Annotated in this window: 19 protein-coding genes; 9 read left to right on the top strand and 10 right to left on the bottom strand. The window is 58.0% G+C overall.

From position 1 onward, the window contains the following. Nucleotides 1-9: 9 nt before the first annotated feature. The 6 genes from BMW31_RS02460 to BMW31_RS02435 form a co-directional block, all read right to left on the bottom strand. Nucleotides 10-1,122 carry a M28 family peptidase gene (locus BMW31_RS02460; protein ID WP_091820653.1) on the bottom strand — a complete coding sequence of 371 codons (1,113 nt, stop codon included), beginning with the start codon at nucleotides 1,120-1,122 and terminating at the stop codon, nucleotides 10-12. Continuing rightward, the gene (locus BMW31_RS02455) at nucleotides 1,119-2,930 is read right to left on the bottom strand and encodes a membrane dipeptidase (protein ID WP_091820650.1); all 1,812 of its coding nucleotides are present in this window, start codon (nucleotides 2,928-2,930) and stop codon (nucleotides 1,119-1,121) included. The genes BMW31_RS02460 and BMW31_RS02455 overlap by 4 nt, the downstream gene beginning before the upstream one ends. A gap of 4 nt (nucleotides 2,931-2,934) precedes the next feature. Beyond that, a complete protein-coding gene (locus BMW31_RS02450) occupies nucleotides 2,935-3,402 on the bottom strand; it encodes an Lrp/AsnC family transcriptional regulator (RefSeq protein ID WP_091820647.1) in 468 nt (155 codons plus the stop codon). A gap of 159 nt (nucleotides 3,403-3,561) precedes the next feature. Next, nucleotides 3,562-4,539: an FKBP-type peptidyl-prolyl cis-trans isomerase gene (locus BMW31_RS02445; RefSeq protein ID WP_091820644.1), complete on the bottom strand. Its 978-nt coding sequence runs from the start codon at nucleotides 4,537-4,539 to the stop codon at nucleotides 3,562-3,564. Nucleotides 4,540-4,610: 71 nt separating this feature from the next. Beyond that, on the bottom strand, nucleotides 4,611-5,483 hold the full coding sequence (locus tag BMW31_RS02440) for an FKBP-type peptidyl-prolyl cis-trans isomerase (RefSeq protein WP_091820641.1): 873 nt from the start codon (nucleotides 5,481-5,483) through the stop codon (nucleotides 4,611-4,613). Between the two features lie 40 nt (nucleotides 5,484-5,523). Further along, nucleotides 5,524-6,129 (bottom strand): FKBP-type peptidyl-prolyl cis-trans isomerase, encoded by a 606-nt coding sequence (locus BMW31_RS02435; protein ID WP_091820638.1) that lies wholly within the window; start codon nucleotides 6,127-6,129, stop codon nucleotides 5,524-5,526. A gap of 117 nt (nucleotides 6,130-6,246) precedes the next feature. Here BMW31_RS02435 and BMW31_RS02430 point away from each other — a divergent pair, with 117 nt between their 5' ends. From BMW31_RS02430 to BMW31_RS02410, 5 genes are all read left to right on the top strand, one after another. Beyond that, a complete protein-coding gene (locus BMW31_RS02430) occupies nucleotides 6,247-6,951 on the top strand; it encodes an SIR2 family NAD-dependent protein deacylase (protein ID WP_091820634.1) in 705 nt (234 codons plus the stop codon). 207 nt (nucleotides 6,952-7,158) lie between these two features. After that, nucleotides 7,159-7,503, top strand: a complete 345-nt coding sequence (locus tag BMW31_RS02425) for a DUF1893 domain-containing protein (RefSeq protein ID WP_091820738.1) — start codon at nucleotides 7,159-7,161, stop codon at nucleotides 7,501-7,503. 759 nt (nucleotides 7,504-8,262) lie between these two features. Beyond that, nucleotides 8,263-11,301, top strand: coding sequence for a SusC/RagA family TonB-linked outer membrane protein (locus BMW31_RS02420; protein WP_091820629.1), 3,039 nt, complete (start codon nucleotides 8,263-8,265; stop codon nucleotides 11,299-11,301). A 10-nt stretch (nucleotides 11,302-11,311) separates the two neighbouring features. Beyond that, nucleotides 11,312-12,958, top strand: a complete 1,647-nt coding sequence (locus BMW31_RS02415) for a RagB/SusD family nutrient uptake outer membrane protein (RefSeq protein WP_091820627.1) — start codon at nucleotides 11,312-11,314, stop codon at nucleotides 12,956-12,958. A gap of 102 nt (nucleotides 12,959-13,060) precedes the next feature. Continuing rightward, entirely contained in the window at nucleotides 13,061-15,457 is a 2,397-nt protein-coding gene (locus tag BMW31_RS02410; RefSeq protein ID WP_091820736.1) for a glycerophosphodiester phosphodiesterase family protein, read from the top strand. 176 nt (nucleotides 15,458-15,633) lie between these two features. Here BMW31_RS02410 and BMW31_RS02405 read toward each other — a convergent pair whose 3' ends face one another. Together BMW31_RS02405 and BMW31_RS02400 are read right to left on the bottom strand one after the other, a co-directional pair. Then, nucleotides 15,634-15,855, bottom strand: coding sequence for a winged helix-turn-helix domain-containing protein (locus tag BMW31_RS02405; RefSeq protein WP_091820625.1), 222 nt, complete (start codon nucleotides 15,853-15,855; stop codon nucleotides 15,634-15,636). 110 nt (nucleotides 15,856-15,965) lie between these two features. Further along, nucleotides 15,966-16,445: a D-Ala-D-Ala carboxypeptidase family metallohydrolase gene (locus BMW31_RS02400; protein ID WP_091820623.1), complete on the bottom strand. Its 480-nt coding sequence runs from the start codon at nucleotides 16,443-16,445 to the stop codon at nucleotides 15,966-15,968. Between the two features lie 413 nt (nucleotides 16,446-16,858). On the opposite strand from BMW31_RS02400, the gene BMW31_RS02395 reads away from it, so the two are divergent. Both BMW31_RS02395 and BMW31_RS02390 read left to right on the top strand, forming a co-directional pair. Continuing rightward, nucleotides 16,859-18,307, top strand: coding sequence for a serine hydrolase domain-containing protein (locus BMW31_RS02395; protein WP_091820622.1), 1,449 nt, complete (start codon nucleotides 16,859-16,861; stop codon nucleotides 18,305-18,307). 103 nt (nucleotides 18,308-18,410) lie between these two features. Next, nucleotides 18,411-19,628, top strand: a complete 1,218-nt coding sequence (locus BMW31_RS02390) for an anaerobic sulfatase-maturation protein (protein WP_091820620.1) — start codon at nucleotides 18,411-18,413, stop codon at nucleotides 19,626-19,628. A gap of 202 nt (nucleotides 19,629-19,830) precedes the next feature. Here BMW31_RS02390 and BMW31_RS02385 read toward each other — a convergent pair whose 3' ends face one another. Beyond that, a complete protein-coding gene (locus tag BMW31_RS02385) occupies nucleotides 19,831-21,546 on the bottom strand; it encodes a phosphoethanolamine transferase (protein WP_177166255.1) in 1,716 nt (571 codons plus the stop codon). Nucleotides 21,547-21,826: 280 nt separating this feature from the next. Between BMW31_RS02385 and BMW31_RS02380 the strand changes: the two genes are divergently transcribed. Both BMW31_RS02380 and BMW31_RS02375 read left to right on the top strand, forming a co-directional pair. Next, on the top strand, nucleotides 21,827-22,129 hold the full coding sequence (locus tag BMW31_RS02380) for a type II toxin-antitoxin system HigB family toxin (protein ID WP_091820616.1): 303 nt from the start codon (nucleotides 21,827-21,829) through the stop codon (nucleotides 22,127-22,129). Between the two features lie 14 nt (nucleotides 22,130-22,143). Then, nucleotides 22,144-22,506, top strand: coding sequence for a helix-turn-helix domain-containing protein (locus tag BMW31_RS02375; protein WP_091820613.1), 363 nt, complete (start codon nucleotides 22,144-22,146; stop codon nucleotides 22,504-22,506). A 252-nt stretch (nucleotides 22,507-22,758) separates the two neighbouring features. On the opposite strand, the gene BMW31_RS02370 is transcribed toward BMW31_RS02375, so the two are convergent. After that, nucleotides 22,759-24,750, bottom strand: coding sequence for a helix-hairpin-helix domain-containing protein (locus BMW31_RS02370; RefSeq protein WP_091820610.1), 1,992 nt, complete (start codon nucleotides 24,748-24,750; stop codon nucleotides 22,759-22,761). Between the last annotated feature and the right edge of the window lie 51 nt (nucleotides 24,751-24,801).

Here is a 24,801-nt window from a genome sequence, read left to right as displayed (position 1 = left end):
GGGGCAGCGCTACTCCTCGGTGAAGAGCACCTGGATAACGGTCTGGCCAACGGCCTTGAGGGTGTTCTTGTCAATGTGCTCCATGTCGTCGGCCAGCGTGTGCCACGTGGGCCCGAAGCTGCTTTGCGGGCAGTTGGGGTAATAGGGGATGATGTCGATGGTGGGAATGCGGGCTATCTCGTTCACCGGAACATGGTCGTCGGTGATGTAACCGCCCTCAGAGCGGGGGAAATAGCTGCCGTATCCGGCCTTTCGGGCGGCCCGCCAAACCTTCTTCACGATTTCGGGGGCGTAGCGTTTCGACATTCCTTCCTGGTAGAACTTGGCTCCCTGGCCGCCTACCATGTCGAGCAGAATGCCGTAACGGGCCTCGTAGCCGGCGGCGTTCTGTGCCCAGTACTGGGCGCCCAGGGCCCATGAGCTGGCATCGTCTGCCACGCCGGCCCACTGCGGAGTTCCCCAGTCTTCGGCATCAAAGCACACGAAATCGACGCCGAACGAGAGCTCCTCGCCCCACTTCCCTGCCTCCGGGGTGGCCTGCGGGGCGGCTGCGGAGGCGGCACTTCCCTGCGCGGAGTGGGCAGGTACGGCGCTGCGGCTGGCCGAGAGCAGACGGGCTATCTCCAGCATCACGGCCACGCCGCTGGCTCCATCGTTGGCCGCAAGGACGGGTTTGCGCCAGTTGAGCGAGTCGGGGTCGTTGTCGGCCCACGGCCGTGAGTCCCAGTGGGCGCAGAGGAGGATGCGGGTGGTGGCGCCGGGGTTGAAGGACGCGATGATGTTACGGCTGTGCAGGATGGTGCCGTCGTAGCCTTTGAGGTCGGCGCGCTGGGTCTTCACTTGGCATCCATACTGGCGGAACCGGGCTTCAATCCAGTCGGCACAGCGGTCGTGTGCGGCCGAATTCATGTCGCGGTAGCCGAAGTTGCACTGTGCCTGGGTAAAGGCGTAGGCGCTGTCGGCATTGAAGGCGGGGCCTGCGGGTTCCACTTTCTCCTCGGCGTCGACCTCGTCGGCGTCGGGCGAAGCCATCTGCGGGAACAGCACTCCCTTGAAGACGATGAACAGGATGAGGGCAACAGCAGCCATGATAGCGATGATTAGGATGGTACGTTTCTTCATTTTCTTGCGTTTTGGACTTGTGTCATCACCCTGAGCCAGTTGCCTCCCCAGATGCGGGCGATGTCTTGCTCGCTGTACTTGCGGCGCAGCAGGCAGATGGTAAAGTTGATGAGTTCCGACGAGTCGGCAAGTCCGCGGATGCCGCCGTCGCCGTCGAAGTCGGTTCCCAGCCCCACATGTTCTATTCCCATCACGCTGATGGCGTGCTCCAGGTGGGCCACCGCGTCGCGTATGTCGGCCTCTCCGGCCTGCCGCAGGAATCCGGCGTAGAGCGTGGTGTGGGCCACGCCGCCCTTAAGGGCCAAGGCCCGGAGCTGCTGGTCGGTAAGGTTGCGGGGCACGTTGCACAGTGCGCGGCAGTTGGAGTGGCTGCACACGATGGGCAACTGGCTGATGTCGAGGGCATCGTAGAAGCTGCGTTCGGCTCCGTGAGACAGGTCCACCATGATGCCTTGGGCGTTCATCTCGCGGATAACCTGCTCTCCGAAGGCGGAAACTCCGCCATGCGTGCCGCTGCCCCGTGCGGAGTCGCAGATCTGGTTGTCGCCGTTGTGGCACAGGGTGATGTACACCACGCCCCTTTGGGCAAAGTGGCTGATGTTTGAGAGGTCGCTGCCAAGGGCCAGACCGTTCTCTATGCCGAGCATGACAGACTTGCGTCCGTGCCGTTTGTTCTCGTATAGCTGGGCCGGAGTGCGGGCTATGGCCACGCTGGCGGCATGCTCGTGCACGGTTGCCTCTATCTTGTCGAAGATGAAGTCGGCATAAGCCGTGGGCGTGATGTGGCTGAGCAGTTCCGCTTGCTGCGGGTTGTACTTCTGCAGTCCGGCGATGTCAATCTTTTCTGCGAACGGCTCCCCGGGCTTGGGTTGCGGCAGATAGGCCACCATGGTTACGGCATCCTGCCTGCCGTCGGCCATCTTGTGCAGGTCAACCAGTATGCGGGGGTCTCGCTGAGCGAAGTTCACGCCCTGCGGAAAGAACATGGGCGTGTCGCAATGAGTATCGAGTGTGAGCACCCGATGGTGCAGGCGCTTGGCTACGGAGAAGTTTCCGGCCTCGCCGACGAGCCATTCAAAGAGCTTGAGGCCCTCCTGCTGCAGCCATTCCGGATGCCACTGCACGCCCAGAACAGCCTTGAACTCGGTGCTCTCGATAGCTTCGGTAACGCCGTCGGGGGCCTGCGCCGTTACGCGGAAGCGCTTGCCGGGGTCTTGAACGGCCTGATGGTGGAAGGAATTCACGTACAATCGCTCGGCTCCATATATCCCGTGCAGGATGGAGTCGGGCTCTATGCTCACGCTATGGGTAGGCTCCTGGCGGTCGGCATCTTGGCTGTGCTTGAGCAGGCGGGCTGCTGCGGGCATGCCTTGGGCTATGTCCTGCATGAGCGTACCGCCCAGGGCAAGGGCCAGGGTCTGTATGCCGCGGCAGATGCCCAGCATGGGTATCTGGCGGTTAAAGGCCAGGCGGGTGAGTAAAAGTTCGGGTAAATCGCGCTCGGAGTTGATGCCGTGCAGCTGTGGCAACGGCTCCTCGCCCGCCCAGAGCGGGTTATAATCGCCTCCGCCGGTAAGGAGCAGGCCGTCGATGCGGTCGAGCGTGCCGATGATAACATCCTTGTCGGCCACCGGAGGGATGATAACGGGCGTGCCGCCGGCCGCTACCACCTGCGTATAATAGCGGTCGCGCAGGGCTGCATCGCCGTTGGTGTAGTTGGAAGTAATGCCAATGACCGGGCGGTTACTGGCTTCGGGGAAGGTCGCATAGACGGAGTCGAGATGCGACTGCAGGTCAAAATCGTTCATGCTTTTACTTTTGCTCTGTTTTGACGGGTATCTCCCGCTTGATGCTTTGCTCCAGAGAGATGAGCGTCTCGGTGCTCACAACGCCCGGAATGGACTGCAGCTGACCGTTCAGCAGGTCCATGAGCTGCTCGTTGTCGTGGGCATAGAGCTTGATGAGCATGGTGTAGGGGCCGGTCGTGAAGTGGCATTCCACAATCTCGGGAATGCTCATCAGCCGTTCCACTACGTTCTTATACAGGCTTCCGCGCTCCAGGTTGAGCCCCACGTAGGTGCAGGTGGAGTAGCCCAGACTCTTGGGATTGATGTCGAATCCGCTGCCTGTGATGACGCCGTTTTCGACCAGATGCTGCACGCGTTGGTGGATGGCGGCACGCGAAACGCCGCATTCGGCTGCCACGTCCTTGAAAGGAATACGTGCATTCTGGGAGAGAATGCTGAGTATCTTCTTGTCTAAATTGTCTATTCTGTCCATTACTAAGCTTTTTGTTGATGATGAGTGGAGTTTACAATGTGTCAACAAAAATAGGCAATTAATGTGATATAAACAACAAAATGCACGGAATTTTCGGTTTTCCGTGCATTTTGTCAGCTTTTTGCCTGTTACGTGCGGGGTTGCTGCCGTTATGCCAGGTTAGCGTTGCCGACGTGAGGCAGTCTTCTTGGCAGGGGCCTCCGCTTGGCTCTTGTCGGCCTTGGCGGGAGCTTCGGCAGGCTTCTCCTGCTCAATGCTCACCAGCTCTACGGTGAACACAAGTGCCGAGTAGGGCTTTATCTGGCCGGCCTGGCGGCTGCCGTAGGCCAGTTCCTGCGGGATGTAGAGCTCCCACTTGCTGCCCGTGGGCATCATGGTGAGGGCCTCGGTCCAGCCTTTGATAACCTGGTCGCAGCGGAACGAGCTGGTCTGCGGGTTGCGTTTGTAGCTGCTGTCGAATACGGTGCCGTCGATGAGTTTGCCCTCGTACTTCACCGTTACCTTGTCGGTAGCCTTCGGAATGGCACCGTTGCCGGCGCTGATGACCTTGTACTGCAGTCCGCTGGCAGTGGTCTTGACGCCCTCCTTGGTCTTGTTGTCGGCCAGCCAGCGCTCGTTTTCGGTCTTGTAGGCGGCGTTGCGGGCCTCAATGTCGGCCGTGCGACGGGCTTCGTAGAAACTTTCGGCCTCCGACTGGGCGAAGAACGTGTTGTCATCTGTTACCCCGGCGAGGAATCCCTGATGAAAAGGACGGGCCGCGATGGAGTCCTTGGTGTTCTCAAAGTCGGCCTTGGCACCGGGCAGAATGCGCTCGGCAGCCATGCGGGCTATCTGCACCCCGGCGTTGTAAGCTTTGTATTCGGGGTCGTTCATGCGCTGCAACGCCTCGTTGTAGCCCTGCACGAAGTTGGCCATGTAGGCCGTATCGACGCCGTACTCCTGCTTCAGGTAGTTCATCAGGCCGCGTGTAGAGGCCTTTCCCACGGCGTAGCTAACAGTATCGGAGGGCGTGGCAAGCACCACGGCCTCAACGGGCTGCGCCGTCGTTTTCTTCTTCTTGTTTTTCTTCTCGGCCATAGCCGGGCTCAAAGAGGCACTCGCCAAGATGACGAGTGCAAGCAAAATCACCTTTTTCATGTTAGAAGCTATGATTATAAAGTCCCTCCCCGGAGATGGGAAGGGACCTGACTATTTATCTTGCCATATGCTTATTTCTCGATAGAAAGCAGCTCAATCTTGAAGATAAGGGCAGAGTAAGGCTTGATGTTGTTCTGCAGCTGCTCGCCGTAAGCCATCTCCTGCGGGATGTAAACCTCCCAGGCAGAGCCCACGGGCATGTGCACCAGGGCCTCGGTCCAGCCCTTGATAACCTGGTTGGCGTGCAGGGTCACGGGCTCGCCACGCTTGTAGCTGCTGTCTATTACCTTGCCGTCGAGGGTGCGGCCCTCATAATGTACCTTCACCAGTGAGGTGTCCTTGGGGATAGGACCGTTACCTTCCTTGATGACCTTGTACTGCACTCCCGACTTCAGTGTTACCACTCCGGGCTTCTGCTTGTTGGCAGCGAGGAACTTCTCGCCGGCCTCCTTGTTGGGTCCATACTGCTTGAGCAGGTTCTTCTGGCGGATATCGGTCATCTTGGCCTGTGCCACCTGCTGTGCCTGTTCCATGCTGTAGAGGCCCTTCTTGCCGGTAGTACCGGCCACGAAGCCGGCCATGAAGTTCTTCAGACTGATGGTTTTGGTCGAGTCATCGCCGAAAACCTCGCGGTTGATACCCTTCACCATCTGGTTTGATATCTGCTGTCCAATCTGGATACCGGCGTAGTAGGCAGCCTTGCCCTTGTCGTCGCCGGCGTTTGCACCGTCGTTCAGGCCCTTGAGGAACTGGTCCATGTACGTCGTGTCGATGCCCATGCGGCCCACTAAGAAATCTTTGAGTCCCTGCGACTGGGACATGCCCATGGCGTAGCTCATAGAGTCTACATCGCTCTTGAGGTTAGCCTTGGGGGTTGAATGTCCGCAACCCGTGAGGGTGGCGGCTGCAATAGCCAGAGCGGCTACGAAAGTCAGTTTTTTCATTGTTGTATAATTGCTTTTTTGAAATTTCTAAATCAGCGTTTCAGAGCACTTCCAGCAGTTCGACGTCGAAGATGAGCGCCGAGAACGGAGGTATCTGCTGGCCGGCTCCGCGCTCGCCGTAGCCGAGGCTGTAGGGGATGAAGAAGCGGTACTTGGCGCCCTCCTGCATGAGCTGCAGGCCCTCGGTCCAGCCGGCAATTACCTGGTTGAGGCCGAACACGGCAGGCTCGCCGCGCTGGATACTGCTGTCGAAGAGCGTGCCGTCTACCAGCATTCCCTCGTAGTGACAGCGCACCTGGTCGGTTGCCTTGGGCTTTTTGCCGTTGCCCTCCTTGAGCACTTTGTACTGCAGTCCGCTGGGTAAGGTCACTATACCGTCCTTACCGGCATTCCGGGCCAGGTAGTTTTCGCCCGTTTCCTTATTGGCCGAGAAGCGCTCGGCAGCAGCAGCGCGCTGCTTCTGTTCCTGCTCCTGGAAGAAATTCTGTACCAATGTCTGCGCTTCCTGCTCATCGAGCTGCAGCTTGGAGCCCATGATCACGTCCTTGATAGCCTGCGCGAAATCGTCGATGTTCAGTTGCCTGGCACCCATGTCAACCAGCTGGCGGCCGATGCCAAGTCCCAAAGCGTAACTTACTTTGTCCATGTCTGTCTGTTTGCTTGCTTAATATAAATAATGTGCAAAGGTACTATTTTATTCTGACTGAATACGATTTATTCCGAAAAAAATACTAAATTTGTAGTTAGTTAATATTCTGTGCTTATGAAGAAAATCGTATTTCTTACCGGAGCAGGCATGTCGGTAGAGAGCGGATTCAAGACTTTTCGCGGCAACGACGGCCTCTGGGAGAACTATCCCGTGCAGCAGGTGGCCTCTCACGAGGGGTGGGAAGCCGACCCGGTGCTGGTTACCAACTTCTACAACATGCTGCGGCAGAAGCTCTACCGAGCCCAACCCAACGAGGGACACCGCCTCATCAGCAGCCTGGAGAAGGACTATGAGGTTACTGTTATTACGCAGAACGTGGACGACCTGCACGAACGCGCCGGCTCGTCGCACGTCATCCACCTGCACGGCGAGCTCGCCAAGGTGTGCTCCAGCCGCGACCCTTACAACCCGGAGTTCATCGTCAGCCTGCCCGAAGACAACTGTCAGGTGGCCCCGGGAACCAAAGCCGGCGACGGGAGCCTGCTGAGGCCCTTCATCGTCTTCTTCGGCGAGAGCGTTCCCATGATTGAACCGGCCGCCCGCGAGGCCCAGCAGGCCGACGTGTTCGTCATCATCGGCACCTCGCTCAACGTTTATCCGGCAGCCGGGCTCATACAGTACGCCCCGCCGCAGTGCCCCGTGTACCTCATAGACCCCGAACCCGTGATGGCCGGCGGCTACCGGAACGTAACCCACATACAGCAGGGAGCCAGCGCCGGCATGCGCCAGTTGTGCCGCCTGTTGGCCCAAAACGGCTGACTGCAAACGAGAAACGGGAATCGGAAGGTTCCCGTTTGTTTTTGCAAAATTTACTTATTTATTTACATGAAGGTTCAAAATTAATGCCTATATTTGCACAAGCCACCGACCCCATACACACGCGTCGGAAGCCGAGATGACACCAGCCGGACGGCCGCAGGGCACGTTTGCGCTTATCTTTACAACAAACACATGGAGGACAAGACCATGATGAACGAACTCATTGACACGCTGCACACCGAGCAATGCTCGCTTGTAGTGCTGCACGAAGGAAACATCAACACCTTCAACGGACGTGGCGTAAGGACACTCTACAACATTCTGAACGACGAACCCGAGCTGCTCTTCGGCGCCAAACTGGCCGACAAGGCCGTGGGCCGCACAGCAGCAAAGGCCATGGCGGCCGGCGGCGTGGTCGAGGTTTATGCCGACGTAATAAGCGACCAGGCCTTCGACGTGCTGCGCGATGCCGGCATCAAGGTGAATTACGACAAGAAGGTAGACCACCCCACCTTCCTTAAGATATGGGAAAAGCTCGGCGAAGCCGACTGAAAGTTTGCCCATCAGCGCCTTCACCGGCGGCAGGCAGCGCTGTGGCAGGCCGTCGGTTTTGTCAGGAAACTTGCCAATTTTTAACACATTTTATACCAACCGGAAAAGTAAAAACGGCACAGTTCCGGCACCGAGAACGGCTCTTCGGCCGCCCGTTTTTACCCACTTGCAGCACCTGAAACATGCTTCATGAACCTTGAAGCATACCTCCGGCGGCGGCAGACGGTACGTTCTGCCTGCCTGAAGATATGTTCCGGCTTTGTTGAACGCATCCTTCAAGCCTCTTGAAGCATACCTTCAGGAACCCCGAAAATACGGATAAAAACACAAAATGTTGATTATCAACCATTTATAACATATCTGATTTCTGCCTTATTTTGACCCACAGGCGGCTCCGGAGAAAACCCGCGCCGCCTTTTCTTACTGTATTGTAAGGATAAACAGCAGGTTTTAACAGTGCCAGGCAGAGGTTTCGGCCCCTGACGCAGGCATGGCCTCGGGCAGGTGTTTCGCTCTCTCGGCTAACGGGGCAGTCATGGTCAAACCTGCGGACTGTTCCTCTTGAGAACGTCGGGGCAACGTGTTAAGAAAATAATACAAAAAGATTAAAAAACTTGTAATTTATGATTAAGTGCCAGAAAAATGTTTATCTTTGCAGCCAAAGAGTCTACACAAGTTTGCGGCCGCACGTGCGCAAACTCCCTGATGCCATGAAACTTAAATGTAAAGACAGGAATTTAAATAACCAAATAAAAACTTATGAAACAGGACACAACCATCTGTGCAGACGGCAGGCGCTACATTCTCTTGCTCGCCGCATGTCTCTTTCTATCGCCGGTCTTGAGCTTCAGCGCCCTCGGTGCAGGCGGAGGCAGCCTTGTAACCCAGCAGGATGATGCGTACCAGCTGCAGGGCAACGTAACGACCCGCGACGGCGAGCCCGTAACAGGCGCCGTTGTAAAGGCCGACAACAAGACAGGAGCCATTACCGATGCCGAGGGCAACTTCACCCTCCGCGTAACCCGGGGCCAGGTGATAGAGGTTTCGTCGCTCGGCTTCGTTACCCGCAAGCTCACCGCCGACGGCCGGACGAGGGTCAGCATCATGCTCGAGGAAGACGCCAAGTCGCTCGACGAGGTCGTGGTTGTGGGCTACGGCAGCATGTCACGCAGGGATGTTACGAGCTCCATCACCACCGTCAAGGCCAAGGACATGAACGTGGGCGTTTACTCCTCGCCCGCCCAGCTGCTGGAGGGCAAGGTCTCCGGCCTCACCATCACGCAGAGCAGCAACCCCAACGGCACCCCGTCGATAACGCTGCGCGGCGCCTCCACCTTCCGTACCGGTGCGGCGCAGGAGCCGTACTACGTGGTAGACGGCATTCCGGGAGTGCCGCTCTCGGTTGTTTCACCTGACGACATAGAGAGCATAGACGTGCTGCGCGATGCCTCGGCCACGGCCATCTACGGCTCCAAGGCCGCCAACGGCGTCATCATAGTGACAACGAAGAAAGGCCGTAAGGGCGACCACGCCACCGTTAACTACAGCGCCTACGTGGCCGTGGACAACGTAGCCAAGCGCTACGAGATGCTCAGCGGGACCGAATACCGCAACTTCATGAACGAAAACAAACTTGCCATTGACCCCAACGACGAGGGCAACGTGGATACCGACTGGCAGGAGGAGGTGCAGCGCACGGGCCTCTCGCAGAACCATAACCTCGCCATCTCGGGCGGCTCGGCACGCACTTCGTACAGCGCCAGCTTCAATGTATTCAGCAACAATGGCGTGATACGCGGCACCGACAGCAAGCGGTACCTGGGCCGAGCCTTCGTGGAGACCAAGGCGCTGGCCAACAGGCTCACGCTCTCCTTTAACCTCAACGGCAGCCTCACCAAGCAGAACGACGTGCCGCATCTGGGCGATGCCATGAGCGTTTACGATGCCATGACCTACTTCCTGCCCATATCGCCCGTGAAGGATGCTGCCGGCAAGTGGTTCGAACGCCCCTCGCGCTCGCAGTATTACAACCCGGTGGGACTGTACAGGGAGAGCATCAACGAGACCAAAGTGAAGAGCATGCAGGCTGTGGCCAAGGCAACGGTAGACATCATCGACGGACTCAACTTCAACCTCAACCTCTCCTACCAGAACCAACACTACACTTACAACACCTACTACAGCTCCGGTTCCTACATCAAAGCAGGCGCCCAGGGCTACGCAAGGCGTGCAAGCGTGGAGAACGACCACAAGACCGTGGAGCTGTTCTTTAACTACAACAAGACCATAGGCAAGGTTCACAAGCTGGGAGCCATGCTTGGCTACTCGTGGGAAGAGGGCAACGACAACGACGGTTTTCAGGCTACGGGCTCTCACTTCTTTGACGATACGCTCACGTTCCATAACCTCGGGCTCTCCAACAGCCAGGACCGCATCGACTACGGCAACTACTACCTCTCCACGCTCCGCATGATTTCCTTCTTCGGCCGCGTGAACTATGCCTATGCCGACAGGTATCTGCTGCAGGCAACGGTGCGCCGCGACGGCTCTTCGGCTTTCGGCCGCAACAACCGGTGGGCCACCTTCCCCTCCGTATCGGCGGCATGGCGGCTCTCTGAAGAACCCTTTATCAAGCGCCTTGGCGTGTTCGATGACCTCAAGTTCCGCATCGGCTACGGCGTAAGCGGCAACTCGCTGGGCTTCGATGTCTTTACGGCAACACAGGTGTACGGCGCCCTCGGCGGCTGGACTACTAACTTCGACAACAGGCCCATACAGACTATTGGGGCCACGCGCAACGCCAATCCCGACCTGAAGTGGGAGCGCACGGGCATGTTCAACATAGGTATTGACTTCGGATTCCTGGCCAACCGACTCAACGGAACGCTCGAATTCTACAACAAAACCACCAATGACCTGATAGCGGACTACCAGGTTTCGACCACCAAATACCTCTACAACTGGCTCACAACCAACGTAGGGCGCATCAGTAACCGTGGCGTTGAGCTTACCGTCAACGCCATACCGGTGCGTACCGGCAACTTTACGTGGAGCACATCGCTCAACATCTCGCATAATAAAAATAAGGTGGAAAAGATTTCAAGCGCCGAGTTCTCCGTCAACTTCATGGACGAAGCCTACCTCGGCGGCTACGGACAGACTGGCATGCCGAGCCAACGCATCAGCGAGGGTGAACCAATTGGCACCTTCTACGGATGGAAATGGGCCGGCTACAACGACGAGGGCGTGTCCGTATTCTATGAGTACGACGACGAGGGGAACCCCACCGGGAACACTACCTCTAAGCCCCAGTACAAAGACTTGGTAAAGTTAGGCTGCGCGCAGCCCAAGCTCACCTACGGCTGGAACAACACCCTGAACTACGGAAGGTGGACACTTACGGCCTTCATGCACGGCGTGCTGGGCAACAAAATCATGAACGCAACGCGTGCCCGCTTATCAAACATGGGCGACGCCGGCCTGCGCAACATCCTCAAGTCGGCCCTGGCAGAGAACAAAGTCACCGACATCAACTCCCACTATCTCTCTGACCGTTACCTGGAGAGCGGCTCCTACCTGCGCCTGTCCACGCTTTCGCTGGCCTACGACTTCGGCCGCATCGGCACCGCCATCAACAATCTGCGCCTGCAGGTAACGTGCAACAACCTCTTCTGCATCACGTCTTACAAGGGCCTTGACCCCGAGGTAGGTCTGGGAGGCATAGAGCCGGGCATCGACAACCGCCAGACCTATCCGCGCACCCGCACCTTCCTGCTGGGCGTAAACATCAACTTCTAAATCCAAAGACATGAGAAAAAAACATTCCAACATACTGTTGCTTTCGGCTGTTGCCATGCTGGCAGCGGGCTGCACCAATCTGGACGTCGACATCAAGTCGCAGTACACCACGCTTCCCGAGACGCAGGATGCCGTCGATGCCATATCTGGAGGCGTCTACAACAGCTACCGCGACGCCCTTGGCGAGAACCACTGGCTCGCGCAGTCCATCTCGTCAGACGAGTGCCTGGCCGTAGCCTTGGGCTCTGATTATTACGACGGAGGCCGCTTCCGCGACCTCGACCTGCACTCATGGAATGCCGATCACCCCTATCTGGAGACCATGTGGAACGGTGCCATGAACGGAGTGAACACTGCCAACAACGTGTTGGCACAGCTGAAGGATGAATCCTACGCCGCTCCTATCCGCGTGATGCGGGCTTTCTACTACTTTCTGCTCATGGACAACTTCGGCGGCGCGCCCATTCTCAGGGCCATGGGGCAGGAAGAAACCGACCGAGCAACGCGTGCCGAAGTGACTCGTTTCATTGAGAGCGAGGTCAAGGAATGCCTCGACAAGCTCACTACCGACGTGAACGAGAAGACCTACGGCAAGGTAACACGCTACATGGCAGAGGCGCTGTTGGTAAAACTGTACCTCAACTGGAATGTGTACACGGCCGAGAACGTGGCTTCCTATACGCCCGATACACCCAACCCGAAGCTGGAGGAGGCCGTTGCATACTGCGACGACATCATCAACTCGGGCCAATTTAACCTCGAGGGCGACTACTGGAGCAAGTTTCTGCCCACCAACGGGCCGCAGATAAAGGACTTCATCTACGCCATGCCGTACGACCGCATCACACAGCGCGGCATGCACTACGCCCGCTGGTGGACCCACCGAGACGGCCGCGCACAGTTTGACCACAACATGGCAGCATCCGTGGCGGGCGTATTACGCGGCAACGCCGAGTACTGCAACAAGTTCAATCTGCCCGGAGACGTGCGCAACGACCTATGGCTCAAGGGGCCCCAATACTACTGGAGCAACTACCAACGCACCGACAAACCATTCACGGTATCAACTACCAAGAAGGGCGTAGACCAGTTCTACAGCGGTGTCGACGGCGATGCAGAGGTTACCTGGCAGGTGAACCTGACCAACGGAGTTACCCTGCGACCGGAGCTGGGCAACCCTGAACTGACCATGAACGCCGGCAACGACAAGATTGGCCGCTCCATGGGTTACCGCAACATCAAGTTCTACATGGACCCCAACACCACCAGCGACGACGGCCGAAGCCAGTGCAACGACGTTCCCATCTTCCGTTTTGCCGACATCCTGCTGCTTAAAGCCGAAGCCATCCTGCGCGGCGCCAAGGCTACTAACGGCGATACGCCGCGTTCACTCATCAACCAAGTGCGCCAGGCTGCCAAGGCTCAGCTCATGGATACAGACCCCACGCTCGACGACTTGCTCGATGAGCGGGCCCGGGAGCTGGTGTGCGAGGGTTGGCGCCGCAACGACCTGATTCGCTTTGGCAAGTTTGAAGAGCTCTGGGGACTGCGCTCCTACAACCCGCAGAGTGCCGGCGAGAAGTTCCGCCGCATATTCCCCGTCCCCACCAAGGTGATGAACACCAATACAAACTGGAAGCAGAACGTTGGGTATTAGACAACAGGCAAGGAACAGAGAGGCCACGGAAGCAACTTGCATGCACAGCTGCTGCTCCCGCAGAGCCTCTCACTTTCTGTGCAATCACTCATCAACAGCAACATGAAGTCTCTATTTCTTTCGCTTGCAACGTGTCTTTTTTTAACCTCGGCAGCGGCGCAGCAGCCCATCGAAGTGCTGGTGCACCGCGGCGCCAACTCGCTGGCACCGGAGAATACCGTGGCATCTGCGCTTGCCGCACTCGACTACGGAGCCTCTTGGATAGAGGTTGACGTCAGGCAGAGCAGCGACGGCGTGCTCTACAACCTGCACGACGAAACCCTCGACCGCACCACTAACGGCCACGGACCGATAGCCCGCATGCGGTCTGCCGACATCGACCGCCTGGATGCGGGCAGCTGGTTCAGTCCACGCTTTGCCGGCACCAGAGTGCCCACCATTGCCACCATGCTCGACAGCCTGAAAGGTCGCGCCAACGTGTTCTTCGATGTCAAGGACGGCGTCTCGCTGCCCCGCCTCATCAGCCTCGTACGTTCAAGGGGCTGGCAGCACAACAGCTTCTTCTGGTTCGGCAGCCGCAAGATGCAGGACAGGTTCGTGCGCCTGGCTCCGGAACTTAAAATAAAGGTAAACGCAGAGAGCTATGCCGAGCTGCAACAGTGGATGCGCGTATGCCGACCCATGGCCATAGAGATTTCGCCGGCCCACCTCACCGACTCCATCCGCAACTACTGCCGGGCACGGGGCATCAAAATCATGGCCGCACTGATGATGAAGAACGGCGACGAAGCCTATCGCGAAGCCATCAACTGCCACCCCGACATGGTGAACCTCGACCAGCCCGAACGCTTCCGTCAGGTACTCCGACAGCTGCAGTACGAACGCAACCGCACCGCTGCTTTCATGTCCGACGCCCACATACAGGATGTTATCTCGCACCCGGAGCTGCTGCGCACCATGAACGTACAGGTGCAGTCAACGCGTCTCTTCAATGAGAACATCTTCGCCCTGCGCGCTGCTCTCGACGATGCTGCCCGCCGCCAGGCCGGCATCGTGGTGCTGACGGGCGACATGACCGACAACGGGCAGCTCGTGAACCAGCACGCCGCAGCCCGCATACTGCATGAATACGAGCGCCGATACGGCATGAGCTTCTTCATGACCGTAGGCAACCACGACCCCAAGTCGCCTTTCGGAACCGATACCGAAGAGGCCAACTTCCTGGCTGCCGACGGCAGTTCGCACGCCATAGTGAGCGATTCGTCGCTCTATAGTGCCGCAGCCGTGCCGCCCGTACAGGTCGACACCACCCTGCGCAGCGCGGGTTACGAGGAGCAGATGCGCTGTTACAGCAGGTTCGGGTTCTTTCCCAGAGCCGATTATCTGTACTGGGAGACGCCTTTCTCGGCCTATACACCCGACAGCTACTCCTTGTTCAAGGCGCAGGAGGCCGCAAGCATCGCCAATCGGACTTGTACTTACTGCGACAGCCTGCGCGCCATAGACGCCAGCTACCTTGCAGAACCGGTGCAGGGGCTGTGGCTCATGGCCATTGATGCCGGCGTCTACCTGCCCGACAGCTTGGTTAACGGCCGCATGACGTACAAGAATTCGTCCGTTGGCTACAACAACGTGCTGCGCCACAAGCACCACCTGCTCTCGTGGGTGCGCAGGGTTACGGCCGAAGCACGCCGCCGCGGCAAGACGCTCATTGCCTTCAGCCACTATCCGTTGGCCGATTTTAACGACGGCGCCTCGCCCATCATCCGCCGTGCCTGGGGCAACGGAGCCTTCGACATCGACCGTGTGCCGGCCCCGGAGGTTACCGACTCGTTCCTCGAAGCTGGCTTGCGCCTGCACTTTGCAGGCCACATGCACGTAAACGACAAGGCCACCTACGCTGCCAAAGACGGCCGCCGGCTGGTCAACATACAAATTCCGTCGCTGGCAACCTGCATGCCGGCCTACAAGCTCGTTACCATCGGCATGGGAGGCGACTGCCAAGTAAGCACCGTACCGGTTGACTCGGTACCCGGATTCGATGCCTTCTTCGACCGCTACCGCCGTGAGTACGCCTACGAAAAGGCCCACGGACGCCGCCCGGTGTGGAGCATCGAGGCCCTGCAGTCCAGGAGCTATCAGCAGTTTTGCGACTGGCAGTTCCGCGACCTCACCCGGGTGCGCTTCATAGAGCGCGACCTTCCGGAGGTGTTGCGCCGTGAGCTGCTGCCCCGCAGCGGTGCTCAGCTGCTGCAGCGCATCGCTCCGCGCACGGCTGATGCCGAGCAGACGATGGACAGCTGGACAGGGTTCGACCTCGTGCTCGACCTCTACCGCCTGCACTATGCCGACAGTCTGGCCCTCGCCCTCATACCCGCAGAGCGCATGCGGCAGTACGACCTCGTGTTCAGCGCGCTCCGGCAGAGCCGCGAACAGAGCCCGTTCATCAGTCAGATGCGCAGCCTGGCCGCCATCTTCAACTGTTTCCGCCGTGACTGACGGTGCACCGATTATTTCTTCTTCGTAAGCTGTAGAAACCTACAGCAGGTGTTTTTCATGCAGCTGTAAACAACAAGGACACAAACAGCCGGTACCGGCAGGCCTGGCCTGCGGTCGCCCTTGTTTCTCCTCACGCCATGTCGGGGCAGGTGCGGGGCATGGATACATGCTGACGGTTATCCGAACGAGAACTCAACATCCTGGATTGCTATCAGCAGATTGCCGTCCTTCCGCCTCACCGTTACCTTGTTCTCCCGGGCCAGCCACCCCACGGCAAGGGCGGTATTCTCGAAACTCAAGCCCAGGTCCAGGCACAATCTGTTGATGTCGGTCTCGCCGCTGTCCTTCAGATAGCGCCAAACTCGGCCTGCATTAAAGCCTATTACTCCTTTTTCCATATCAGTTGTATGTTAAGTTGAACACCCGATGGAAGAGGAGTCCGGAGACTCCTCTCCACCTATACAAATATAAGGAAAAGTAAGAAACGGTGCAAACAATTTAACACTTTTTATTTACCGCCACCTTCGGTTGTCCGTTCCGTCTGCCCTGAACAGAGCAGCTGGTAGCGGTTGTTGCCGCGGTCGCTCTTCAGGCTCACGTGCAGCCAGCGCGCACCAGTCTTGGGTCGGTGGTACACAATGAGCTGGTCGTAGGGCAGGTTGCACACGATGAAGTCCTTCATCTTGCGCTGCACTTCGGCCGAAGGCGTAAAGATGTCGGCCGCCTCGCCCAGGGTATGCTGCGATGAGGGCACGCCACCTACCAGCCGGTTCACCTCTGCAGAGCGGAAACCGCTCGTGATACGCAGCACGCCGAAGCGCCTGCGCAGCGGTTCGAGCACACGTAGGCAGAGCTGGCGGAGGCGCTCCGTCTGCACTTCATTGGGTTCATTGCGCAGTCCGTAGCGTATAGCAGCGGCGGAGCGTGTAAGCTCTCCGAGCCTGAAATGCTCGGAGAGGAGAACGTCGTAGGTTTCTTTTTCGTTCATCCTGAATAATTTTTTAGTGGTCAATTAATTTTAGTTGTCGCTGCAAAGATACGCAATGCCCCCACCGGTTGCAAGCTCCGCGCTGGTACAACGCAGGGTACCATGTTGCAGCCTCGCTGCAGCGGGCTTGAGGCCGCTGCGGGGCGCGGTTTCTGCCTTGCAAATGCGGCGGGCCCGGAGCATCGCCATCAGGGTGGTGCTGCATGCCACCCGTTACTCAAAACCTATCATCCGGGAACTTTCGACAAGTGTCGCACGATTGTGTGACAAGTGTCGAATTCATGTGCGACACTTGTCGAAAGTTCCCGAAGCATACCTCTTGCACCCCCGGAAGCCAAAAATACGGCCGTCAAGTTTGCCCGATTGGAAATAAAGTTGTATTTTTGGGCAACTCATCGAAACATCTCTCTCACATGAAAAGAACCGTTATCTGTCTCGCATTCGTGCTTACCGGTCTCGCCGCATGGGCGCAGACGGGTCAGCTCCGGCGCTCCTCGCCCGAGTCCGAGGGCATTCCCACGGCCGCCGTAGCCCAGCTCTTCGACTCGCTGCTCGCCCTGCCAAGAACCAGCATACACAGCGTCATGGTGCTGCGGCACGACAAGGTGGTGGCCGAAATGTACCCCGAGCCCTTCCGACCCGAGTATGCGCACACGCTGTACAGCTGCTCAAAGACCTTTGTAAGCGCCGCCGTGGGCATTGCCATAGGCGAGAACCGGCTCCGGCTGACCGACCGCGTGGCCACGTTCTTTCCCAGAGAGCTGCCTGACAGCATCTCTCCCAACCTGGCAAGCATGACGGTACGCGACCTGCTCGTCATGGCTTCGGGCATTGAACCCGACTGGCAGCTGCGCAACGGCGCCGCTGACTGGACGCGGCAGTTCCTCTCGCGCCCCGTTGCCACGCCGGGCAAGCTCTTCAAGTACGACTCCCTGTGCACCTACATGCTCTCTGCCATCGTGCAGCGCGTAACGGGCACCACGCTGCTGGAGTATCTCAGGCAGCGCCTCTTCGGCCCCCTGGGCGTAACGGAGGTGCAGTGGGAGCTCAGTCCGGAGGGCATCAACACCGGCGGATGGGGCCTGCATGCCCAGAGCGAGACGCTGGCAAAGTTCGGACTCCTGCTCATGCACCACGGCAACTGGCACGGCCGGCAGCTCATACCCGAGCAGTGGACGCACGAGATGATGCAGAAGCAGATTGATAACGGGCAGCAGGGCTACGGCTACCAGATGTGGCGATGCGCCTATCCGGGCGCCGCCAGGGCCGACGGAGCCTTCGGGCAGTACATCTTCGTGATGCCCAAGGAAGACATGGTGATAGTGGTCACGCAGTATTCCAACTACGACGGGCAGCGCGAGCGCAACCTCTTCTGGCGACTGCTCATGCCCCGCGTAACGGATGCTCCGCTGCCCGCAGCCCCGCGGAGCGATGCGCGGCGACTACAGAAGCTCTCGCACGCCGTGCTTCCCACTCCCTCCGGCGCAAGGCGGGGCACCCATGAGGACAGCCTGCTGGACCGCACCAACACGCTGCCCGCAAACCAGTACGGGCTCAAGAGCATGCAGGCAGAGCGCCGAAGCAGCGAGATAGTGCTCACGCTCACCGATGCCAACGACCATGCCGTTAACCTGCGCCTGGGCTACCGCCGCTGGATTACCACCCAAACCACCGCCTGGCCCGCCTATACCATCAGCGCCCAAGGCCGCTTCAGCGGCATTACGCCCCCGTTCTTCGTGGCCGGCAGCTATGCCTGGCAGGGCAACCAGCTCCGCATCCGCCTGCATTACGTTAACTGGATAACGGCCGTAGACCTCACCGTAACTCCCTCCCCATCCGGCCCCAAAGTGCGTATCGAGTAGGCGAAGGAAAGAAAATCACTCTCCACCCATCACCTAACACCCATCACCCAACACCCACAAACCCATTCATCTACCACCCATCACCCAACACCCAACACCCAACATGCCCACCCTCAACCTCTTTTCGCATCCTATGTACGTCATGCTGAAGCCCATCGGGGCCCACTGCAACCTGGCTTGCACGTACTGTTACTATCTCGAGAAAGCCCATCTGTACGACCAAGTGCCGCGCCACGTGATGAGCGACCGGCTGCTCGAACGCTTCACCCAACAGTATATCGAGGCGCAGACCATGAACGAGGTGCTCTTTACCTGGCACGGCGGAGAAACGCTCATGCGCCCTCTCTCCTTCTACAAGCGGGCCCTGGAGCTGCAGCGCAAGTACGCCCGCGGCCGCGTAATATCCAATGCCATACAGACAAACGGCACCCTGCTGACCGATGAGTGGTGCGAGTTCTTCCGTGAGAACAACTGGCTGGTGGGCGTGAGTATAGACGGTCCGCAGGAGTTTCACGACGAGTACCGGCGCAGCCGCAGCGGGAAGCCGTCGTGGACGCAGGTCATGGCGGGCATCAAGCTGCTGCAGAAGCACGGCGTGGAGTGGAATGCAATGGCCGTGGTCAACGACTTCAACGCCGATTACCCGCTCGAGTTCTACCGTTTCTTCAAGCAGATAGGCTGCAAGTACATCCAGTTCACGCCCATCGTAGAGCGTATCGTGAGCCATGCCGACGGCCGCCATCTGGCCAGCCTCACAGATGCAGCCGACGCCCCGATGGCCGATTTCAGCGTAACGCCCGACCAGTGGGGCAGCTTCTGCTGTGCTATCTTCGACGAGTGGGTGCGCAACGACGTGGGCGAAGTGTTCGTACAGCTCTTCGATGCCACGCTGGCAAACTGGTGCGGGCAGACCCCCGGCATCTGTACCATGGGCAAAACATGCGGCCATGCGGCTGCCATGGAGTTCAACGGCGACGTGTACAGCTGCGATCATTTCGTGTTCCCGGAGTACCGGTTGGGCAACATCAACTCGCAAACGCTGCTCGAGATGATGTACGGCGACAAGCAGCGGGCCTTCGCAACGCTCAAACAAAAGCATCTGCCCCGGCAGTGCAGGGAGTGCAAGTACCGCTTCGCATGCAACGGCGAGTGCCCCAAGAACCGCTTCGTGACCGACGCTTACGGCAATCCCGGCCTCAACTACCTGTGCCGGGGCTACCTCCGGTTCTTCGAACACGTGGCACCCTACATGGACCGCATGAAGCAGTTGCTGGAGCAGCAGCGTGCCCCGGCCGAGATAATGAACGAAATAAAGCTGTAAGAATGCCGTTACCCAGGGTAACGGAGATGTGGATGAAGGGTGAAGTTGACCGTGAGGAGGAACTTTCGACACTTGTCGCACGATGGTGTGACAGGTGTCGAATAATCGTGCGACACTTGTCGAAAGTTCCCGAAGCTATTGTCCGCCATCTTCAAAGCGGACATAACTGAATGAAAAATGGGGTGAATGAAAGTGGCGGAGATTACACTTTTTCGTTGTCCTGACTGATGTGCTTCTTGCCGTCGTAGGTGAGCAGCATGTTGCGCGTGTAGCGGTAACGGCTGCTGGCCAGGCATTCGGCCTCGTCGAAGTGGTTGGAACGCACGTCAAACAGGCCGCACATGAAGTCGTATATCAGGTCGTTGGTAAAGTATTTGTCTTGGTTCCGGGCCATCATAGCGTAGCGCTCGGGGTGATGGTCGATGTAATCTTCGCTCACGAAGGCAAAGAACGGGATGCGTACCATTTGGAAGCTGTCGAAGTTGGGCTTACGTCTGCGGCCCGGTTCGGTGGCATGATCGCTGAAGTAAACCATCGCTTCGAGGTTCAGCTTGCTGCATGCGTACTCGTAGAACTGCTGCAGCACGTGGTCGGTATAGGCCAGGGAGTTCTTGTAGTTGGTCACGTTCTCCTGCACGCCGGGCTGCCCCCAGCGGGTGAAGGCGGCCGGATAGCGGCTCATGAAGTTGAAATGGCTGCCCATGAGGTGCAGCACCACGAGGTTGTTTTGTGTGGGGTCAACCTCATCAAGGAAGCTGATGAGCGTCTCGTCGTACTGCACGCGGTTTACTTCCTGCCGTGTCCATTTGGCCGTTTCGGCCGTATTGGCCACCAGGGTGATAGGAGTATCGGCCGCTCCCAGGTGCCCCTGGTTGCTGTACCAGTGCACTGTGTAGCCTAACTTGTGGGCTATGTCGACGATGGAGCACGACTCATAGAACGGCTTCAGGTTGTACTGGCTGCGTTCGGTGAGTGCTTTTTCCAGCGTGGGAACGGTCTGCATGGTGCACGAGTAGGCATTGCGGAAGAGCAGGAAGTGGCGGCTGTCGGCCGCGGAGGCACGCAGCCAGGGCGTTGTGTCTTCCTTCATGTCGGGATGATAGGCACTCATGAAGTCGCGAGAGGCCGACTCTCCTATTACCATCATGATGGTGTGGGGCTTATCGGAAGGCCTGCCGAGGGGCTCAACCCGCAGTTCCTGCATGCGCAGGGCAGCCTCGCGGATGTAGCGGAGGTTGTTGGCAGCGTACTCCCTCACGTTGGCGTAGAGCATGGCTATGCCCGTTCGGCCGAACACGCCGTGGTGAGGCTTGAAGGTGTAGATGCTGAAGAAGACGAACAGTCCTATCACTAAGCCGGCCCGGATGAGGCTTTCGGCATCGTGCCAGTCGGTGTTTAAGAGTACGTTTGCACCGCTCCGGCCGTTCACAACGAACAGTGCAGCCGTGAGCAACACCGCGGGCAGGACGGCCAGAGCATTCTGCCACCACGCAAAAGAACGGAAGAATTCGACCACCTCGTTCACGTCTGTTTCCTGAATGAGCTTCATTCCGTTGTCATCAATGCACACTCTGTACGTCACGAAGTAAACAATCTGGAACAGCGGAACAAGCATCAGCGGCAGCTCAACAAGTGCCACAACCCAACCCCAGGGGCACAGCAGGTTGAGCGCCGACAGCCAGCCGAAGATGTAGATGCCGAAGGTAATGTCCATGTAGTTCTCGTAATCGGGCGATGTCTTGCGGTTGGTGAGGTGAAAGAGCAGCGGATAAGTGACCATCCACAGCACACCCAGGCCCAGGCCAAGCAGCATACGGGGTTGCAGCAACGATGTTCCCGTAACGGCCAAGGGCAGTATCGAGAGCAGGGTTGTTATCAGGAAGCGCCGCGTCTGCTGGCCGCGAGCGTTCCTGGCCATGCCTTGGTTACATTTCAGATACACCGTGCAGCCAAGGATAAATATCAATATTGCCTCGACAAAATAAGTCAACATACCCATATCAGGGTGCAAAGTTAGCAATTATTTATGAAATAAAGAGTTGCTGCAGGTTAAAAGTAGCTTGATGGGAGAAATGAGTTGAAAGAACGATTACAATGCTCTTGAAATTCTGAAATATAGATTTATTCTGCCTGAATATTTTGTATTTCGGTATTTATACTTATCTTTGTAACCGAAAGAAAGTGTTTGTGAACGCATCATGAGAATTATTTCGCATAAGAAAATCAAGCTGTTTTACGAGCAGAAAGGCTGCGAAGACGCCCGTGTAGCACTGGAACGGTGGTACGACATAGCCTTGCACAGCAGCTGGCACTCGTTAGGAGACATCCGACAAGACTACGGCGACACCGACATGGTAGGCAACCAGCACTACGTTTTCAACATCCGAGGCAACAAATACAGGCTGGTCGTGGTCATTCAGTTCACCATTCAGCGAATCTTCATTCGCTTTGTGGGAACCCACCAGCAGTATGACAAGATACAAGACATTACTCATTTATAAAGGAGGAAACGACAATGGAAGGAATAACCAAACAGCAATACGAACTGGCCGAGCGACGAATAGAGGAACTGCTGCCGCTTGTTGACGACAGCACTCCCACCGACTCGCCGCTTTGTGTGGAGCTTACGCTCATGAGCGACATCGTAGAGGAGTACGAAAAACTGCATTACCCCATCGCCAAACCCACTCCTGCCGAGCTTATCAAGTTAAGCCTCGACGAGCAAAAAATAACCCAGAAAGAACTTGCACGGCGCATTGGCGTAAGCCCAACGCGCGTAAACGACTTTGTGAAAGGCAAGAGCGAGCCGGGCTTGAGCTTAGCCGGCAAGATATGCCACATACTCGGCATACGCCCCGAAGCCATGCTTGGCTATTAACGCCACATGCCCGGACCTACGTAAAATGGCCGGAGAGAGGTTCCGTTTCTTTCTCTCTCCGGTTTTAGAATGATTGAAAGAAAGGTGTAAAAGGATGCTTTCACGAACTTTCGACAAGTGTCGCACGATGGTGTGACAGGTGTCGAATAATCGTGCGACACTTGTCGAAAGTTCCCGAAGCTGTCTTCCTGCACCGCAACGGCGGGTTGAAAGCACCGCGGAAAGACATTGGGAGGAAGGCGGCTACGGACTTCAGAACTTGAGACGGAGCTGGATGTCGAGGTCGGTTTGCGATGAGCGGTCAATCTGCTGGTAGCCGGAAGAGATGTGGTCGCGGTCGAAGTAATCGGTTGAGCCGAGCTTGGCCATGAGCATAACGTGGCTGCCGAGGTCGGTGCGCACGATGAGTGCGTAGCGGATGCCATGCCCCGAGAAGGCCGGAAACGAGAAGTCGTAGAGCAATCCGCGCTCGTAGGTGTAGATGCGGGAGGCATAATCGGCCGTGTGAAAGTAGCCCACGCTGCCGTACAGGTGCAGCCGGCGGCGCTGCCAGCTCAGGTTCTGGCTCGCCATCCACCCCAGGCTGTTGCCCTGCCAGTGGCTGTTCATCACGTCGGCCTGCGTCTTCAGTCCCCATCCATCGGCCTCATAGCTGAATGCGAGGCGCCCCCGCTGCTCGGTGCCGGATATGAGTGCGGTCTTTTCAGCATTGTCCTGCTGCTTCAGTTTTATGCGGTAGCGGCCGTAGATGGCCGTTCTGCCGCTGCGCCAGGTAACGGCGAGCAGGTTGTCCCAGGCATGCGAGGGAGCGTTGGCTCCGTACCGGGGCCATGCAAAGTGGCTGTAGTCGGTGTACATCATCAGCTCCCAGTGGCTTGCCGGGCGCCAGGTGGCTCCCAAGTAGATGCCGCTCTCGTTCTGCTCGGCACCTCCCTCGCTGAAACTCCTGCTCATGAGCGAGTAGAAACGGTAGCTGTAGAAGCGTTGCAGGGCCAGGAGAGAGAGGCGGGACGAGGGCTGCCAGCTCAACAGATTGATGGTTGCAAGGGCTCCGCAGTCGCCGGTGGCAGTCTCGCCGCTCAGGGTCAGGGCGCGCGAAGTGTAGCCATAGTCGGCACTCAGGTTCCAGAAGCGGCTGCCGCGGGCGTAGTACCGGCGGAAGCGTTGGGTGGACTGGGGCGCCAGTTCATGGTCGAGCGAGGTGTAGAAGCCCGTGATGCCGGCATGCAGACCGTGCCATCGCCAGGCCACGTTGCCCCCTGCAAGGGTCTGCGCGGCCAGGTTCTTGTGGTCCATCTCGGTCTGCGTGCGGTGGTATCCGGTCTTCAGGATGGTCTGAATGGTGCTGCTGTCGGCTCCGGGCGTGGCATCTATCTTGCGGTAAGAGAAGAATCCGGTAAGCTCCACGTGCGGTACAACCTGCACGGTTGCCGCTGCTCCCTGCAAGAAGTTGGCGCTCGAGCGCGACGAGTGGCCACGCAGGGAGGCGCTGCTGTTGCCCAGCGTGGAGAGCGTTGCCATCTTTCCGAAGCCGAAACTGTTGTTCAGGATAAGGCCGAGGCCGAATTTCAGCCGGTATCTTCCGGCCACCAGCGCCTTTAGTCGGCCCATGTCGCGCAACTGGAGGTAAAAGGAATAGAAGTCGTAGCCCGCCTTGTTACGGCCTGCAAAGAAGGGTTCGCCCGCATCCTGGGCACCGGTGAGGCCGATTCTCACCTGCTGTCCGTAGCTGAAAACGTACCGCAGCCAGTGCTTGTACTTGTAACCCAGGTAGCCGTTGACGTCGCCGTGGCGGGTGTAGAAGGGCAACCGGCCGGCTGCGGTGAGCTCGTGGCGGCCGTAGTGGGCCACCTGCTGCAGGGTGGGCAGTTGTCTTCCGCCGGCCGGCTGGCCTGCAAACACGAAGCAGCCAAGCAGCTTTACGCGCGTTGGGTCGAGCGACTCAATCATCGAGAGCTCGCCTAACGAGCGCATGGGGCCATATTTATAAAGGTATTCTGATAAGTCCTCAACTTGCCGGGGGGTGAGAAAAGGCAGGCGTTCCAGGTCCTCGCGGGTGGCCGTATTGATGTTCAGGGGCCTTGCGGCCAGCTCGCTCAGCACGTCGTACATGGCTTCCCAGGTCTCCGTTTCCACGTCTTCGGTTTCTCCCAACTGGTCAAGATATTCCTCCCACGGCTCGGTATGCTGTGCCGATGCGTGCAGCACGACTGCCAGCAGGAGCAGCGTCAAAAGTCTTTTCATGGTCTGTGTGTGTGTGACTGGTCGCAAATATAGCTTTAAATGCTTAATAAC

This window comes from Prevotella sp. kh1p2 (assembly GCF_900111525.1).
GTDB lineage: Bacteria > Bacteroidota > Bacteroidia > Bacteroidales > Bacteroidaceae > Prevotella.
The sequence above is the reverse complement of the archived record's forward strand: the minus strand, read 5'-3'. Positions and strand labels throughout refer to the sequence as shown.